The sequence below is a fragment of the Sodalis glossinidius str. 'morsitans' genome (genome assembly GCF_000010085.1).
Classification (GTDB): Bacteria; Pseudomonadota; Gammaproteobacteria; order Enterobacterales; family Enterobacteriaceae; genus Sodalis; species Sodalis glossinidius.
In genome coordinates, this window is record NC_007712.1 from 2,545,810 (window position 1) to 2,560,912 (window position 15,103).

Annotated in this window: 8 protein-coding genes and 6 pseudogenes; 8 read left to right on the top strand and 6 right to left on the bottom strand. The window is 54.2% G+C overall.

The window, feature by feature from the left end; genetic code table 11:
- Complete coding sequence (gene sapF, locus SGP1_RS13445; RefSeq protein WP_011411332.1) at nt 1-921, top strand: putrescine export ABC transporter ATP-binding protein SapF; 921 nt, start codon at nt 1-3, stop codon at nt 919-921.
- Nucleotides 922-946: 25 nt separating this feature from the next.
- Nucleotides 947-1,735: an enoyl-ACP reductase FabI gene (gene fabI / locus SGP1_RS13450; RefSeq protein ID WP_011411333.1), complete on the top strand. Its 789-nt coding sequence runs from the start codon at nt 947-949 to the stop codon at nt 1,733-1,735.
- A gap of 50 nt (nt 1,736-1,785) precedes the next feature.
- Here fabI and SGP1_RS13455 read toward each other — a convergent pair.
- Together SGP1_RS13455 and SGP1_RS35175 are read right to left on the bottom strand one after the other, a co-directional pair.
- Nucleotides 1,786-2,378: pseudogene (locus SGP1_RS13455) on the bottom strand (LysR family transcriptional regulator); the annotation flags it as partial.
- Nucleotides 2,379-2,494: 116 nt separating this feature from the next.
- Nucleotides 2,495-4,011: pseudogene (locus SGP1_RS35175) on the bottom strand (PTS transporter subunit EIIC).
- A gap of 253 nt (nt 4,012-4,264) precedes the next feature.
- Between SGP1_RS35175 and SGP1_RS13465 the strand changes: the two are divergent.
- Both SGP1_RS13465 and SGP1_RS13470 read left to right on the top strand, forming a co-directional pair.
- Nucleotides 4,265-6,257: pseudogene (locus SGP1_RS13465) on the top strand (molybdopterin-dependent oxidoreductase).
- A gap of 191 nt (nt 6,258-6,448) precedes the next feature.
- On the top strand, nt 6,449-8,383 hold the full coding sequence (locus tag SGP1_RS13470; RefSeq protein ID WP_011411334.1) for an exoribonuclease II: 1,935 nt from the start codon (nt 6,449-6,451) through the stop codon (nt 8,381-8,383).
- 27 nt (nt 8,384-8,410) lie between these two features.
- Here the strand turns inward: SGP1_RS13470 and SGP1_RS13475 are convergent.
- Together SGP1_RS13475 and SGP1_RS13480 are read right to left on the bottom strand one after the other, a co-directional pair.
- Nucleotides 8,411-9,063, bottom strand: a pseudogene (locus SGP1_RS13475) (2-keto-3-deoxygluconate permease); the annotation flags it as partial.
- Nucleotides 9,064-9,092: 29 nt separating this feature from the next.
- Nucleotides 9,093-9,940, bottom strand: a pseudogene (locus SGP1_RS13480) (IS256 family transposase); the annotation flags it as partial.
- 742 nt (nt 9,941-10,682) lie between these two features.
- On the opposite strand from SGP1_RS13480, the gene SGP1_RS29835 reads away from it, so the two are divergent.
- Entirely contained in the window at nt 10,683-10,895 is a 213-nt protein-coding gene (locus SGP1_RS29835) for a hypothetical protein (RefSeq protein WP_148203506.1), read from the top strand.
- 527 nt (nt 10,896-11,422) lie between these two features.
- A pseudogene (locus tag SGP1_RS13485) lies at nt 11,423-11,700 on the top strand (transposase); the annotation flags it as partial.
- A 402-nt stretch (nt 11,701-12,102) separates the two neighbouring features.
- Here SGP1_RS13485 and SGP1_RS33615 read toward each other — a convergent pair.
- Entirely contained in the window at nt 12,103-12,276 is a 174-nt protein-coding gene (locus SGP1_RS33615; protein WP_424141112.1) for a lytic polysaccharide monooxygenase, read from the bottom strand.
- Nucleotides 12,277-12,313: 37 nt separating this feature from the next.
- Complete coding sequence (locus SGP1_RS13490; protein WP_011411335.1) at nt 12,314-12,766, bottom strand: lytic polysaccharide monooxygenase auxiliary activity family 9 protein; 453 nt, start codon at nt 12,764-12,766, stop codon at nt 12,314-12,316.
- Nucleotides 12,767-13,410: 644 nt separating this feature from the next.
- Between SGP1_RS13490 and SGP1_RS13495 the strand changes: the two genes are divergently transcribed.
- Both SGP1_RS13495 and SGP1_RS13500 read left to right on the top strand, forming a co-directional pair.
- Entirely contained in the window at nt 13,411-14,298 is an 888-nt protein-coding gene (locus tag SGP1_RS13495) for a metal ABC transporter substrate-binding protein (RefSeq protein ID WP_243466014.1), read from the top strand.
- Nucleotides 14,291-15,100 carry a manganese/iron ABC transporter ATP-binding protein gene (locus SGP1_RS13500; RefSeq protein WP_011411337.1) on the top strand — a complete coding sequence of 270 codons (810 nt, stop codon included), beginning with the start codon at nt 14,291-14,293 and terminating at the stop codon, nt 15,098-15,100. The genes SGP1_RS13495 and SGP1_RS13500 overlap by 8 nt, the downstream gene beginning before the upstream one ends.
- The last annotated feature ends 3 nt before the right edge of the window (nt 15,101-15,103 follow it).

Below are 15,103 nucleotides of genomic sequence, written 5' to 3' on the forward strand. Positions count from 1 at the left end.
ATGGAAACCCTGCTTGAAGCCCGCAATTTGAGCAAAACGTTTCGCTACCGCACGGGCCTGTTTCGCCGTCATCAGGTGGCAGCGGTGCAAAACGTCAGCTTCACCCTGCGTGAGTGTCAGACGTTGGCAATTATCGGTGAAAACGGTTCTGGTAAATCGACGCTGGCGAAAATGCTGGCCGGTAGCATCGAGCCCAGCGCCGGAGAGATTTTGATTGACGATTATCCTCTGCATTTTGGTGACTATCGTTATCGCAGTCAGCGTATCCGGATGATTTTCCAGGATGCCAGCAATGCCCTGAACCCGCGCCAGCGCATTGGCCAATTACTGGATGTGCCGCTGCGGCTGAACACGGCATTGACCGGCAGCGAACGCGAGGAAGCCATCAACACCACCCTGCGCCAGGTCGGCCTGCGGCCTGATCACGCCTACTACTATCCGCACATGCTGGCGCCGGGGCAGAAACAGCGCGTCGGTCTGGCGCGCGCGTTGATTTTGCAGCCCAAGGTTATCGTGGCGGACGAAGCGCTGGCGTCGCTGGATATGTCGATGCGCTCACAAATTATCAACCTGATGCTGGAGCTACAGGCGAAAAAAGGGATTTCGTTTATTTACGTGACGCAACATTTGGGCATGATGAAACATGTAAGCGATCAAATCATCGTGATGCAAAACGGCGAAGTCGTGGAACGGGGCAGCACCGCCGATGTGCTCGCGGCGCCGCTGCACGATTTGACCCGCCGGCTCATCGCCAACCATTTCGGCGAAGCGCTGACCGCCGACGCCTGGCGGCTAGACCTGAGCCCCCCGTCGCGCATGGCGCGGATCTGCACTCCGGCGAAAGATTCATGTTACACTTCGCCGGGTTTATCAACGACGAACGGTGCTGCAAGGATTGACCGCGGGCATACGATCGCATGAAATAATGATCACAAGGATTAATGCTATGGGTTTTCTTACCGGTAAGCGCATTCTGGTTACTGGCGTTGCCAGTAACCGTTCAATTGCATACGGTATCGCTCAGTCTATGCACCGTGAAGGTGCGGAGCTGGCTTTCACTTATCAGAATGACAAATTGAAATCACGGGTGGAAGGGTTTGCCGCCGATTTCAATTCCAGCATCGTGCTGCCGTGCGACGTGGCGGAAGATGCCAGCATCGACGCGCTGTTCACCCGTCTGGCCGACATCTGGCCGACCTTCGACGGTTTTGTGCACGCCATCGCTTACGCGCCTGGCGACCAATTGGACGGCGATTATGTCAACGCCGTAACCCGGGAAGGTTTTGCCATCGCGCACGACATCAGCGCCTACAGCTTCGTCGCCATGGCCAAGGCCAGCCGGGCAATGCTTAATCCCAACGCCGCCCTGGTGACGCTGACTTATCTGGGGGCGGAACGAGCCATCCCCAACTACAACGTCATGGGCCTGGCCAAAGCCTCTCTGGAGGCCAATACTCGCTACATGGCCAACGCTATGGGCCCGCAGGGCGTTCGGGTGAATACCATTTCCGCAGGCCCTATCCGCACCCTGGCCGCGTCCGGTATCAAGAATTTCAAGAAGATGCTGTCCCACTGCGAGTCGGTGACGCCTATCCGCCGCGTGGTGACCATTGAGGACGTCGGCAACACCGCCGCTTTCCTGTGCTCCGATTTGTCGGCAGGTATCACCGGCGAGGTGGTGCATGTGGACGGCGGCTTCAATATCGCCGCCATGAACGAGCTTGATCTGGATTGATGGATTGATTCCCCCGGGGCCGGACAACCGGCCCCTTTTACATCGCGCCGTGCCCGCCCGGTTTGTGCAATCACCATCGCCGGCATAGCGATCGGGATGCTGGTTAACGCCGGCGTCATGTCCGGCAAAAGATGGCCCCGTAGCACTATGCCGCAACCCAGATCGGTAAACACCCCCCTGCAACGGCTGGAAAATCAAGGCGCTTTCGAGGATAACCCGCGGCTGGAGGCCGGCGGCGCGAAAGTTCTCATCCATATAACGGCGGAAATAACGGCTCGGCCAGACAAAGCGGCAACACAGCGACCTGCGCCTGCCGTAGCAATTGCGGTAGCGAGAGACCGCATTGGGGCACGATGCCGATACGCAATGTGCCTCCCACACCTTGCTTGAGCGACTCCACTTCCAGCTTTAACCCCTGACAGACCGAGACAATTTCCCGTGTCCAGGCCAGTACCCGCTCCCCCTCGGCGGTAAAGCCCTGAAAACTGTTGCCGCGGTGGATAAGCGCCACCCCTAGCTCACGTTCGAGATTTTTCAGCCGCATCGAGAGGGTGGTCTGACTGACAAAGCTCGCGTCGGCGGCGCGGCCGAAATGGCGCTCCCGTTCCAGGTTGCATAAGTAAATGAGTTGTTTGATATCCATCAGTTCGATCGGTAGCCGGGGGTAGCAAACAGTATATCATCTCCATATAGGCAAAAATCAGCCGGGACATCCGCGTTAGTGCGTGAATGGAGGCTATCGTCTGCCCCCAGGCGAAATCAACTGCTCACGCCCAGCGTCCGTTTCACGTCGTGGGCGATTTTTTCCACCTTCGGGCCATAGATAACCTGAACATCGTTGCCGCTGGCCCCGGTGAGCATCAATGTACGATCCACCACCTGCTGCATGTCGCGTACCCACACGCGCAGCCGGGTAAAACAGCAATCAACGTCGGCGATATTCTGCCGCCCTCCCAGGCCATTGATGATGGTCTGTGAGCGCTCATCGGCGCTTTGTTTTTCCTGCTCCGGCGGCGTCTCAACATGCATGCGGCGGATGACCGCACGGAACACCACATAGTAAAGCGGACAATACACCGCCCCCAGCAGCACCGGATACCACCATTGGGTCCGGGCGCCGCCGAGCACGCCGAAGATAACCAGATCAATGGCGCCGCCCTGCACATTGCCAATCATTACATGCAGCATATCCATCAGCATAAACGCAACACCGCTCAACACCGCGTGGAAAATAAACAGCACCGGCGAGACAAAAATAAAGCAGAACTCCAGCGGTTCGGTGATTCCGGTGGTGAACGAGGCCAGACCGCCGGCCAGCATTAGCGCCTTGACGCGTTCTTTATGTTCGGGCCGCGCGCAGTGATACATCGCCAGCGCCGCGCCCGGTAAGCCAAACATCATGGTGGGGATCTTACCTTGCTCCAGGAAACTCGTAGCGTGACGGATAACGTCGTCGCTTAGCAGACCGGGATGGGTGAGCGAGGTGTTAAAGATGGTTAATGCCCCGACCAGCGTCTGGTGATCCGCCGTGACTATGCCGCCGATAGGGGTAAAACGCACCGTTTCGTTCAAAATATGGTGCAGGCCGGTTGGGATCAGCAGCCGCTCGCAAAAACCGTACAGCCACATCCCGAGGGCGCCGCTTTTGCCGATGAGCTGCCCCACCCAGGCGATGCCGTGGCCGATGGCAGGCCAAATGAACGACAGGCCGAGTCCCACCAGCGGCAGCACGACCACCGTGACAATCGGCACGAAGCGTCGACCGCCGAAGAAACTGATGGCGGTCGGCAACACCACGGTATAAAAACGGTTATGCAGCGCCACCGTCACCAGCCCGGCAATGACCCCGCCGAGCACGCTCATATTATAGAAAAAATGCCCAGCGTCGGGGTGAACTGCGCGGCATACATCATCGCCTCGGTCTGCGACATGCCGCGTGCGCTATGCGCCGCCAGCGAAGCGCTTACCCCCACGTGCAGGTTGATGAAGCAGATTACCGCGGCAAAGGCGGCCGTCGGTTTCTCCTCCCGCGCCAGGCCGATAGCGCTGGCGACGGCGAAAAACAGCGGCAGGTTGGCGAACAGTGCGCTCGCCACCTGACGGATAAAGCCGATGATCATCTGCGGGTAATGCAGCCGGGCAAAAGCCTCGCCGGTCACCACGGGTTTTTGCATCACCGCCGCCAATCCCAGGAAAATCCCGGCGGCGGCGATCACCGAAATCGGCATCATCAACGCTTTGCCAAACCCATGAATTTTGCTGCCTATCTCTTTCATCACGCGGGCCACTCCAGATTGAACGACTCCGTCAGTATGAGACAGGGCCAGCGGCGACGAGGAACTCGGGCGGGGTTGAGGCCAGGAATATGAACAAGATCACAAATAGCGTGCAATAACCGCACTCTATACCGCGATAAAGCGTTTCGATTAGACGCTTGCCGGCGGCGCGATTAAACTTTTACGCAATTGGAGTAAAACGTTAAACAAAATTTAACATCCCATCGAAGTTATTATCTGCGAAACCCTAATTATGAAATTCAAACCTGTGATAAAACCTTACGACGGCGCGACGGGTGGCTGGGGAGCTCTGGAATCCACCACCCGCTATGTGCTGGACAGCAAACAGACTTTTAAAAATATCCGCAATCTGCTGCGCGTTAACAAGTCAAAAGGGTTTGACTGCCCGGGCTGCGCCTGGGGCGATAATAACGACACCTTAAGATTTTCTTGAGTATCAGGGTCGGCTGACGGAGCCACTGCGCTATAACGCCGAAAGTGATAAATATCTGCTCATTCGCTGAGAAGAGGCCTTTGCTCTTATCCGGAGTCATCTGCATGATCTGACGCATCCCAATCAGCTTGAGCTGTACACCTCCGGGCGCGCCAGCAATGAGGCGTCCTATCTGTATCAGCTGTTTGGCCGGATGTTCAGCACCAATAATTTTCCCGATTGTTCCAACATGTGCCATGAGGGCAGCGGCCTGAAGCAAAGTATCGGCGTCGGGAAAGGAACCGTTCGCCTTAACGATTTTGACTTGGCCGACGCCATTTTCGTTTTCGGTCAGAACCCCGGCACCAACCATCCCCGTATGCTGCACAGTCTGCGTCACGGCGCCAGCATCATCAGCTTCAACAATCTGCGCGAGCGCGGGCTTGAACGTTTCGCCGATCCGCAAAAACCGCTGGAAGTTATCACGCCAAAATCCGGGCGTATCAGCTCGCGCTACCTTCAACCCAATCTGGGCGGCGATATGGTGGCGGTGCGCGGGATAGTCAAAGCGCTGCTGGAAACCCATCGTCAACATCTGGCGCGCGGAGAAGACGGCCTTTTCGATGACGCTTTTATCAGCGCCCATACCTAAGGCGTGGAGACGTACCTCGCCGCCGTCGACGCCACCTCCTGGCAGCAGTTGACCCGACAGTCCGGCCTCAGCGAGCAGGATTTGCGCGAGGTCGCGGAAATTTACTGCGGCGCCAGGCGGGTTATCTGTACCTGGGCAATGGGGATAACCCAGCACAAGCATTCCGTCGCCACGGTGCGCGAAATCGTCAATTTGCAACGGCTCTTCGGCCAGTTGGGTAAACCGGGGGCCGGCCTATTCACGGTACGCGGTCACAGCAACGTTCAGGGCAACCGCACCATGGGAATCGACGAAAAGCCCTCGGCGGCAATCTGGCAGCCGCCGCGCCGGATACGCCGCGCACCGAGGCCGCGCTACAGCGCTGCGCCCTGACCGTGCATATTAGTACCAAGCTTAACCGCAGCCATCTGTTGCCCAGACAGGATGCGCTCATCCAGCCGACGCTCGGCCGTACCGACCTCGATACCCAGGCCAGCGGCGATCAGTATATTACCGTCGAAGATTCCTCCAGCATGGTGCATGCTTCTCAAGGGGTTAACCCGCCGATTTCCGACCAGTTGCGTTCCGAAACCACGATTGTCGCCGGTATCGCCGCCGCGGTATTGGGCGAGGACAAGCTCAATTGGCGCGAGCTCGCGGGCAACTACGATTTGATTCTCGATCACATCACCGCCACCCAGCCGGGCTTTACCGATTTTAACCGCCGCTGCGACGCGCCGGGGGGGATTCTATCTCGGCAATAGCGCCGCCCCACTGCCTGAGGCGCTCATACCGCAGTTGCAGGGCGAAAATGCGCCTTTCACCCTGCAAACCCTGCGCTCCCACGATCAGTACAACACCACCATCTATGGCCTGGATGACCGCTATCGCGGCGTTTATGGCCAGCGGGAGGTGGTGTTTATTCACCCGCAGGATCTGGCCAAGCTGGGTCTTAAGGAGGTATATCGGGTCGATATCGAAACCCTGTGGCATGACGGTGTGCATCGCAAAGTGACGGGATTTAAAGCGGTCAGCTACGCTATCCCGCGCGGTAACCTGGCGGCCTATTACCCGGAAACCAACCCGCTGGTGCCACTATCCAGTTTCGGTGACGGCACCTTTACCCTGACCTCCAAATTGGTCCCGGTCAAACTGACGCCGTCGACTCAGCGCATATTGTGATCGGCCGGCCGCGCCGGCTCAACACGACAAGGGGCACGCTCATCGCTCGTCCCCTCTCCCTGAAAACCACCCCGGGTCAACCGAGTGGTTTTTTTAGCTTCATATGACCGGTAAGCTTGCCGCCGCAGACCGAATCGAGTAAAACTATCTGCCGCTACTCAGCACATTACAATCCACTTTTTCCGGACATTATGTTTCAAGACAATCCGCTGCTTGCGCAGCTAAAACAGCAACTGCATTCCCAGACACCGCGTGTCGAAGGCGTGGTTAAAGGCACTGAGAAAGGGTTCGGCTTCCTTGAGGTCGATGCCCAGAAAAGCTATTTCATTTCGCCGCCCTTCATGAAGAAAGTGATGCACGGCGATAAAATCTCGGCCGTAGTGCGCACAGAAAAAGAGCGGGAGATTGCCGAGCCGGAAGAACTCATTGAGCCCTTTCTCACGCGTTTCATTGGTCGGGTACAGGTCAAAGACGAACGTCTTGCCGTTGTGCCGGATCATCCGCTTATCAAAGAGGTTATCCCCACGCGACCGCAGCACGGCGTCGACCAGATGTTTCAAACCGGCGATTGGGCGGTCGCGGAAATGCGTCGTCACCCGCTGAAAGGCGATCGCCAGTTTTATGCCGAAATTACCGCACTGGTCACTCGCGCCGACGATCACTTCGCCCCCTGGTGGGTGACACTAGCCCGCCATAATCTTGAACGCGCTGCGCCGACCATGCCGGAAGGAGTTAGCCTGCAGGAAGACGGGCCGGCGCGCGAGGATCTTACCGCGCTCGATTTCATCACCATCGATAGCGCCAGCACGGAAGATATGGACGACGCTATCCATCTGGCACCGGCGCCGAACGGTGCCTGGGTCATGACCGTCGCCATCGCGGATCCAACCGCCTGGGTGCCGGCAGGCAGTCCGCTGGATAACATCGCCCGCGAGCGCGCCTTCACCAATTACCTACCCGGTTTCAATATTCCCATGCTGCCGCGGGCGCTGTCCGATGATCTGTGCTCGCTACGCGCCCACGAGCGGCGCCCGGCGCTGGCGTGCCGCGTTACGGTGCGCCCTAACGGGACCCTGGCCGACGATGCGCGCTTTTTCACTGCCTGGATCGAATCCAAGGGCAAACTGGCCTACGACAATGTGTCCGACTGGTTGGAAAACCTCGGTTCCTGGCAGCCCGAAACCGAGGCCATTGCCGATCAGATTCGCCTGCTGCATGACGTTTGCCTGGCACGTAGCGCCTGGCGGCAGCGTCACGCGCTGGTGTTCAAGGATCGTCCTGATTATCGCTTCGTGCTGAATGAGAAGGGCAATGTGGATGATATTGTTGTCGAGCCGCGTCGCATCGCCAACCGCATGATCGAAGAGGCGATGATAACCGCCAACGTCTGCGCCGCCCGCGTGCTGCGCGACGGCCTGGGTTATGGGCTGTATAACGTGCACCACGGCTTCGACCCGCTGTTGGTGGATCAGGCGGTCGCCATTCTGCACAGTCACCAGATCGAGGTCGACCCCGCCGATCTCCTGACTCTGGAAGGTTTTTGCGCCCTGCGCCGGCGGTTGGACGCCCAGCCCACCAGCTATCTGGACAGCCGCATTCGCCGCTTTCAGACTTTTGCCGAAGTCAGCACGGTGCCAGGCCCCCACTTTGGTCTGGGACTGGACGCCTATGCTACCTGGACCTCACCAATCCGTAAGTACGGCGATATGATCAATCACCGCCTGCTTAAGGCCCTGATTGGCGTTGGCGACGCCGAACGGCCGAATGAAGAAGTCACGCTGCGTCTCGCCGAGCGCCGCCGCCAGAACCGTATGGCGGAACGGGACGTCGGCGATTGGCTTTATGCCCGTTTCCTGCAACCGAAAGCCGGCAGCGACAGTCGCTTCGCGGCGGAAATCATCGACATCTCGCGCGGTGGCATGCGGGTGCGCTTACTCAACAATGGCGCGGTGGCGTTCATCCCAGCCCCCTTCATCCACAGCGTGCGCGACGAGCTAGTGTGCAGCCAGGACACAGGCACCGTGCAGGTGAAAGGCGAGGAACGCTACCGTCAGGGCGATACCCTTGACGTGACCCTCGCCGAAGTACGGATGGAAAACCGCTCGGTGATAGCCCGGCCGGTTTAAACCTGTCCTTGGCCGGCCGCGCCCCCGCTTAACGCGGCGAGAATAGAGCGCGGTTATCACCGGCACCAGAATCGAGGTGACAATCACTGACATCGCCGCCGGCGCCATGGGCGCAAACTGGGGGGGCCATGCCGGCAATCACCGCCGGCGTTGCTACCGCCACCGATAAGGCGGTCAGCCAAAATCAGCGGGATGCCGGTAATGATAATGACCATCAGGCCCAGCAGTATCCCCAACAACCCGGTCTGGGCAATGACCGCCAAATTGATGGTGTTGCCCAGCGCAAAGGCGAAGAACGGGATCAGCGTCTGAACCGCGTTAGTAAAAAATTCCCGCAGTACCGGATCCAGATTGCCGAATACAAAGCCGATGATAAAGGGCAATACCGCGCTGACGAACACCTGCGGTTCAAAGGAAGCGATGCCCGCCGTGCCGATAATGATCACCAACGGCCCGGACTCCAGAGACATTAATACAAAGGCACAGGCTTCTTCCTTGCTGCCGTACTGCTGCATAATGGAGGCATATAAGCCGCCGTTGGTCATGTCCATCGACGCCACCAGCGCCAGCGTCGACAGCTCGGCAAAAAAACCGACCTCGACACCGTTGACCGGCAACACCCGCGACGCAATCGACGCCACCAGCCAGGCCACCGCTATTTTCGTCACCACCAGCGTGCCGGGAGTTATTATTAAATCTGTGTATGGCGTCAGGCTACGTTCTGCTCTGATGCTTCTTGAATCTGTTCTCCATCCTGAAATTTTGACAGGGTGGTTTCTCTCGAACCACACTTCTTTGCGCGTCTGCTTCGTAGCCTCACAGTCGCAAAAGCCGATTCAATCGGCTTTGTCGTTCTTATTGATGCCCAGTGCTCTAACGGAAAGTCGTAGAATGCCAGCAGTTCTTCTCGATCTTTCTCCAGCTTCTTCATCGCTGCAGGATACTTCGCTGAAAACCTTGCCAACAAAACATCAAAAGCGTCACTAGCGGCATCGCGGCTTTCTGCTAGCCAGATCTCCCGAAGCTCAGCCTTAACTTTCGGTTGCATGGTTTTGGGATTAGCCGTTTTGTGCACCCAACAGCGTTGGTACTGCGTGTCCGGGAATATCTTTGCATTGCATTCCAAAAACCAAGGGCACCGTCTCCCGTAGCCAGCTTGGGAGATACGGTTAGGCCACCTGCTTGCAAGCCATTGAGAAATTCGGCCCAGTTTGCTTCTGATTCTCGATAACCCTCTTCGACCGCAACCAACTCCTTACGTCCATGCTCAGTGACGCCGATACTGACCAGTAGGCAAAGGCGATCATCTTGCCTGACATGGCTGTATATGCCATCAGCCCAGAAATAAACGTAGCGCGTATCGCTTAAATCACGCAGGCACCATTGCCTGTGCTCTTCAAGCCATTGCTGTTTCAGTCTGCTGATGGTACTCGCGGAGAGGCCATGGACTTTTTCACCGAGTAGCGCCCCCAGGGCTTCATGAAAATCACCGGTGGATATGCCTCGCAGGTACAGCCATGGCAGCAACGCTTCGACGCTTTTTGCTCGCTTCAGATAAATGAGCATAACTCATCCCCCTATACCTCCGTCAGTTACTCCGACCGTGACATTACCTACTTCCACGTTGGCGACGCCTATTATCAAAACCAGCGCCTTTGAGCCCACCTCTAAGATAATAATAAATTATACTGTAATCCCTCCACTGAATGACTCTAGGTTAATAACACCTTCGCCAATTGCTAATATATCTTCGACATCTCCTAAGCATCACGTTATTATTCACAGAGATCGGATTGAAGAACAAGTAAGATATGACTTATTGTGGGAGAATGATAAAATCAACGATCCTGCAATAAAATTATATTTAGATAATATTATCAATAGAAGGCTCGCCAATTTCCTTGATAGTAATGACACTGTTTATGGGACAAAGGTAGTTAATTGCTTTTCAGACTTACTTCATGATCTGACAGTGATTTTGACTGGCCGCATCTCGACAGAAGAGGATTTCACAAGTTCTAAACGCCTTACCGACAAGGTAGTCTCATATTATGCGAAATTGAAAACACACAAGAGTATAGATTATGGTTATGTTCACTTGAAAGTTTTAAACGATGCTTACAAAACAAGACACTTAAACACCACCACAAACACACTGTCTGCGTTTAATCCTCAAACACTTTATAAGCACCTCTCTGACACAATAAAAGATGAACGATTACACGTTTTTTAAAAAAACTTCAACGTAGCGCCCCATTTGGCAAACTTAACATTGGGATCGCGTAATGAATTGACTCATATGAAGCTGGTTGATAATTTAGCAAACAATATTCTTAGTAAGAATATACCCAAAGACCCAGTTAAAGTTATTGAAATTCTTCGTTATTTATTTTCAATGAGGAATGTATTTGAAAGAAGTCCTTTAGTAAAAGTAATGCAACAAGCTTTATATGAAAAGTTAAATTTGTGTGAGGCATATATTTCAATAAGCGTTGATTTAAGCCATTTTTAATGTGGCAATTAAGTCATTGTTGACCAAGAATTAGTCTCATACAACAGACGCCTCGGCATCGTATTTAAGCTGGCTCATAATTAGCGATATTAATGTGCATGCAATAGAAAAAACGCGACACGAAGATGCCGAGACGACGAGCCTAAGTCGGAATACAGGAACAGCCCGGGATCATTAATACATAGCTGGGCACCCCGTAAAGGTAGAGGCGGCCCTTAACGCTTACACCATCCCCTCTTACGCTAGCCAAAATTATAATTTGCATTTGAAAACAGGGTGTATTGTTAGTTTCAAGTAGCAAAAGTGGGCGACACTTTTACAGCCATACGTTTCACCGATTTCACGCAGTTCGCTGTAAATTCAGCCGTCGGTGAAAACAACGCCGCTCAGTGCATAAGCGTCTAATCCCAACAATTGCGGGTTATCCTATTCTCCAGTAAAGACAGTAAAGCGGCTTTGTTGAATAAATATAACTTTTAGGTGATCGTCTGCTCAGATCACTACCGTCATTTCAACATCTGCACTCCATGGCAAAGCAAAAGTTTAAAATAACCAACTGGTCCACTTACAATAAAGCTCTCAAGCAGCGCGGGGCTCTGACGATATGGCTGGATGAGTCGGCAATTGTTGCATGGACGGAAAAAACAACGCCTGAACAGCGTGGCCGGCCGCTTCACTACGCAGATATGGCTATCACCACTGTTCTGATGATGAAACGCGTGTTTGGCCTTTCGTTAAGGGCTTTCAGGGCTTCGTTGACGCCATTTTTAAACTGATGGTGCTGCCGCTAAGATACCCAGACTACTATTTCATAATATCGTTGAAGAAATATACAATACCGCCAAATGCAACTTTATAATCTCACTATGGCTTACCGATGACGGGTTAAGGGGACACCACACGGAATAAAATAAAGTGGATACAGGCGTGTCCACTGACAACAAAATAGCAAAGCGTTAACTTAGCGGACGCCACAGAGTCAGATAATCATCTCCTCCCGGTGACCAGTAGGAAGTCATCAATTTCCATTCCGGATAATTTCCCAGTTGGTCATCTTCTTTCTCTTCAGTGGACACCGTTAGTGTATTACTCGGGCGGATACCTGACCAGACACATCCCTGGAGATGATGTAGTAGCGATACGTCGTGCCGGCCTCGAGCCCGGTATCCTTATAACTCAACTCGGCAGCGTTATCAGGGCCACCCCATCACGATAAACAATGTAATTTCCCATTCGGCTGGCATCGGCTGACGCCCCCCACATCAATCACTTGATAAAATGCATTACCCGTGTTCGCCACTTCCCATACGGCCAAAATGACGTGATAGCCTGAACGCTGTGGCAACATGACATCATGTATAGTCGGATCAGGCGGAGTCAACGCTGTGCCGTTGCTCCAGAAAGGCTGCTCGGTAAGTTCAACCTTGAAAAACGGCTTCGCGTCGAATTGGGAATGGCTTTAATGGCGCGCTGGGATCCCAGTCCTGGCGGGTGATGAAATAATTCCAGCGCCGGGTCAGATATATCGCGCTGTAAGTCCAGAAGAACTTTAACAGCTCACCGGCAGCGACTTTATGTTTTTCCCAATGCGTGCCGGGCTCATCCAGGAATTCACTATTACCCTGATTAGCGCTGGCAATTTTGCCATCCGGCGGCGGTAGCATATTATTGATATCCGTCGGCGCGACAGGATCGGCAAGACCCGAGGTAAACGCGGGAAAGAATTTACAGGCCTCACGCTGATTTAATTGACCGGTATAGAGTTTCCCCTGTTGCCAGGCAATATAGGCGCGTGAAGCAGGTGTAGGAACATGCCCATGGCACAGCGCCGGCTGAGCGACATATTTACTTACGCTGATAGTGTTTGACATAATAATGTTCGCCTCCTTGGCGTAAACGATTTTGTTAGATACTGCTGTCGGGTAGGTGAAATAGGTCTTCCCGTTGCCGTGAGCTTATCGATGAATTTATTTCTCCCTGTTTAGAGAAAAGAGTAAATCGTCATCATATCAAGCAATGACAATCTATTTCATTATTCATGATGAACACTATCGGATACGTTTGTGCCCCGAGTGACTAAATAATCGCGCGCAATAGGCCTCTTGCCGAGGGCAACCCATTTTGTCTTATGTCGCCTTTGATGGCTGCGGTCTATGACGCACACCTTCACCTCTCGCGAGCAAAAAATAGCGTGTAGCGTCTGTTTTGAATCTTCCGCGCTAAGCAACCGCCTACTGATTTGTTTCGCTTAGGGGGTATCGCCGTCCGGCGTTTACCGTTTTACCCTTTTGTCGATTTGCCGTTTAATCCTGCACGGACTCCCTGCGGCCGCAAAGGAAAATCACGCCAACAAACGTGATGTTAAACGAAACCACAACGAAAAACTAATGATAACTGTTCTCATTAGTGTTTACATATAGACGTTCCCCGCTTATGCTACCTACTGTTTGCACGCTGTCTCGTTGTTAAGCATTTAGGGAACCTTTACACTATGAAAATTAGAGCAAAATGTTTTATGTCCGCCGTGACACTATCGCTGCTGCTGACCTCGTTATCCGTACCCGCAGCCGATAAATTTAAAGTAGTCACCACATTTACCGTGATTGCGGATATGGCAAGAAATGTTGCCGGTGATGCAGCAGATATCGAATCTATCACCAAGCCCGGGGCAGAAATTCATGAATACCAACCGACACCGGGGGATATCCAGCGTACCCAAGGCGCGCAATTGTTACTGTCGAACGGGCTGGATCTTGAACGCTGGTTCGAAAAATTCTATCAGCAGTTACATAATGTGCCAGACGTCGTCGTGTCGCAAGGGGTGGTCCCCATTGGTATCGTCGAGGGGCCGTACAGCGGTTTACCGAATCCGCATGCCTGGATGTCCCCGGATAATGCCATCATTTATGTCAACAATATCCGCGATGCGCTAATTAAATATGATCCCGCGCACAGCCAAACCTATAAGGAAAATGCGGAAGTCTACAAGCAGAAAATTAATGCTGAAATCGCCCCGGTAAAAGAAAAACTGGCGCAAATCCCCGCTGCGCAACGTTGGCTGGTGACGAGTGAAGGTGCCTTTTCCTACCTCGCCCGGGACTTCGGGCTGAAAGAGCTCTATCTCTGGCCGGTTAACTCCGATCAGGAAGGCACACCGCAGCAAATTCGCAAAGTTGTGGACACCGTCAAAAAATACCGTATCCCGGCCGTATTTAGCGAGAGCACCGTTTCCGATAAACCGGCACGTGAAGTCGCACGTGAGACCGGCTCCCATTATGGCGGCGTTTTGTATGTGGATTCCTTAAGCGAGCCCACAGGCCCGACACCAACCTATCTTGATCTGCTGCGCGTCACGGCGGATACCGTGGCGGAAGGCATGACCGCCGGGGTTAAGCATGATTGAGCGCGGCGAATCCAACCTAAATGTTGCGCCGGCGGGCGCAACAGCACTTGATGTCAGCCGGGCGACGGTGATTTACCGCAACGGCCATCTGGCGTTAAAACAGGCGACATTTGCTATCCCTCATGGAGTGATTGCGGGTCTGGTCGGTGTCAACGGTTCCGGCAAATCGACGCTATTCAAATCAATTATGGGGTTTATTACCCTGGCCAGCGGCGAAATCAGCGTCATGGGCCACCCGCCGGCGAAGGCGTTGAAACGGCGTCTTGTCTCCTACGTTCCCCAGTCGGAAGAAGTGGACTGGAACTTTCCCGTGCTGGCGGAGGATGTGGTCATGATGGGCCGCTACGGCCATATGAGAATGATGCGTATCGCGCGTCAGGCAGACAGGGATGCCGTGGCATGCGCTTTGGAGCGTGTTGGCATGAGCGGGCTGCGAAAACGTCAGATTGGTGAGCTCTCCGGCGGCCAGCGTAAACGGGTTTTTCTGGCGCGGGCCATTGCCCAGGATGGCCAACTGATACTGTTGGATGAACCCTTTACGGGTGTCGATCTGAAAACGGAAAAACAGATCGTCACCCTGCTGCGCGGTCTGCGCGATGAAGGCCGGACCATCCTGGTTTCCACTCATAATCTCGGTTCGGTGCCGACGTTTTGCGACATGACCGTATTGGTAAAAGGGACCGTGATGGCTTGTGGACCGACCCGGGAAATCTTTACCCGAAGCAATATCGAGCGTGCTTTTGATGGCGCGCTTCATCAGCTTGCCTGGGACGATAATCTGTTGACGCCAGAAGCCTGCTGAGGA

Bases quoted from the DNA above. Each gene is read 5' to 3' on its own strand.
- sapF (WP_011411332.1), top strand. From the start codon at position 1: ATGGAAACCCTGCTTGAAGCCCGCAATTTGAGCAAAACGTTTCGCTAC.
- fabI (WP_011411333.1), top strand. From the start codon at position 947: ATGGGTTTTCTTACCGGTAAGCGCATTCTGGTTACTGGCGTTGCCAGT.
- SGP1_RS13470 (WP_011411334.1), top strand. From the start codon at position 6,449: ATGTTTCAAGACAATCCGCTGCTTGCGCAGCTAAAACAGCAACTGCAT.
- SGP1_RS29835 (WP_148203506.1), top strand. From the start codon at position 10,683: ATGAAGCTGGTTGATAATTTAGCAAACAATATTCTTAGTAAGAATATA.
- SGP1_RS13490 (WP_011411335.1), bottom strand. From the start codon at position 12,766: ATGTCAAACACTATCAGCGTAAGTAAATATGTCGCTCAGCCGGCGCTG.
- SGP1_RS13495 (WP_243466014.1), top strand. From the start codon at position 13,411: ATGTCCGCCGTGACACTATCGCTGCTGCTGACCTCGTTATCCGTACCC.
- SGP1_RS13500 (WP_011411337.1), top strand. From the start codon at position 14,291: ATGATTGAGCGCGGCGAATCCAACCTAAATGTTGCGCCGGCGGGCGCA.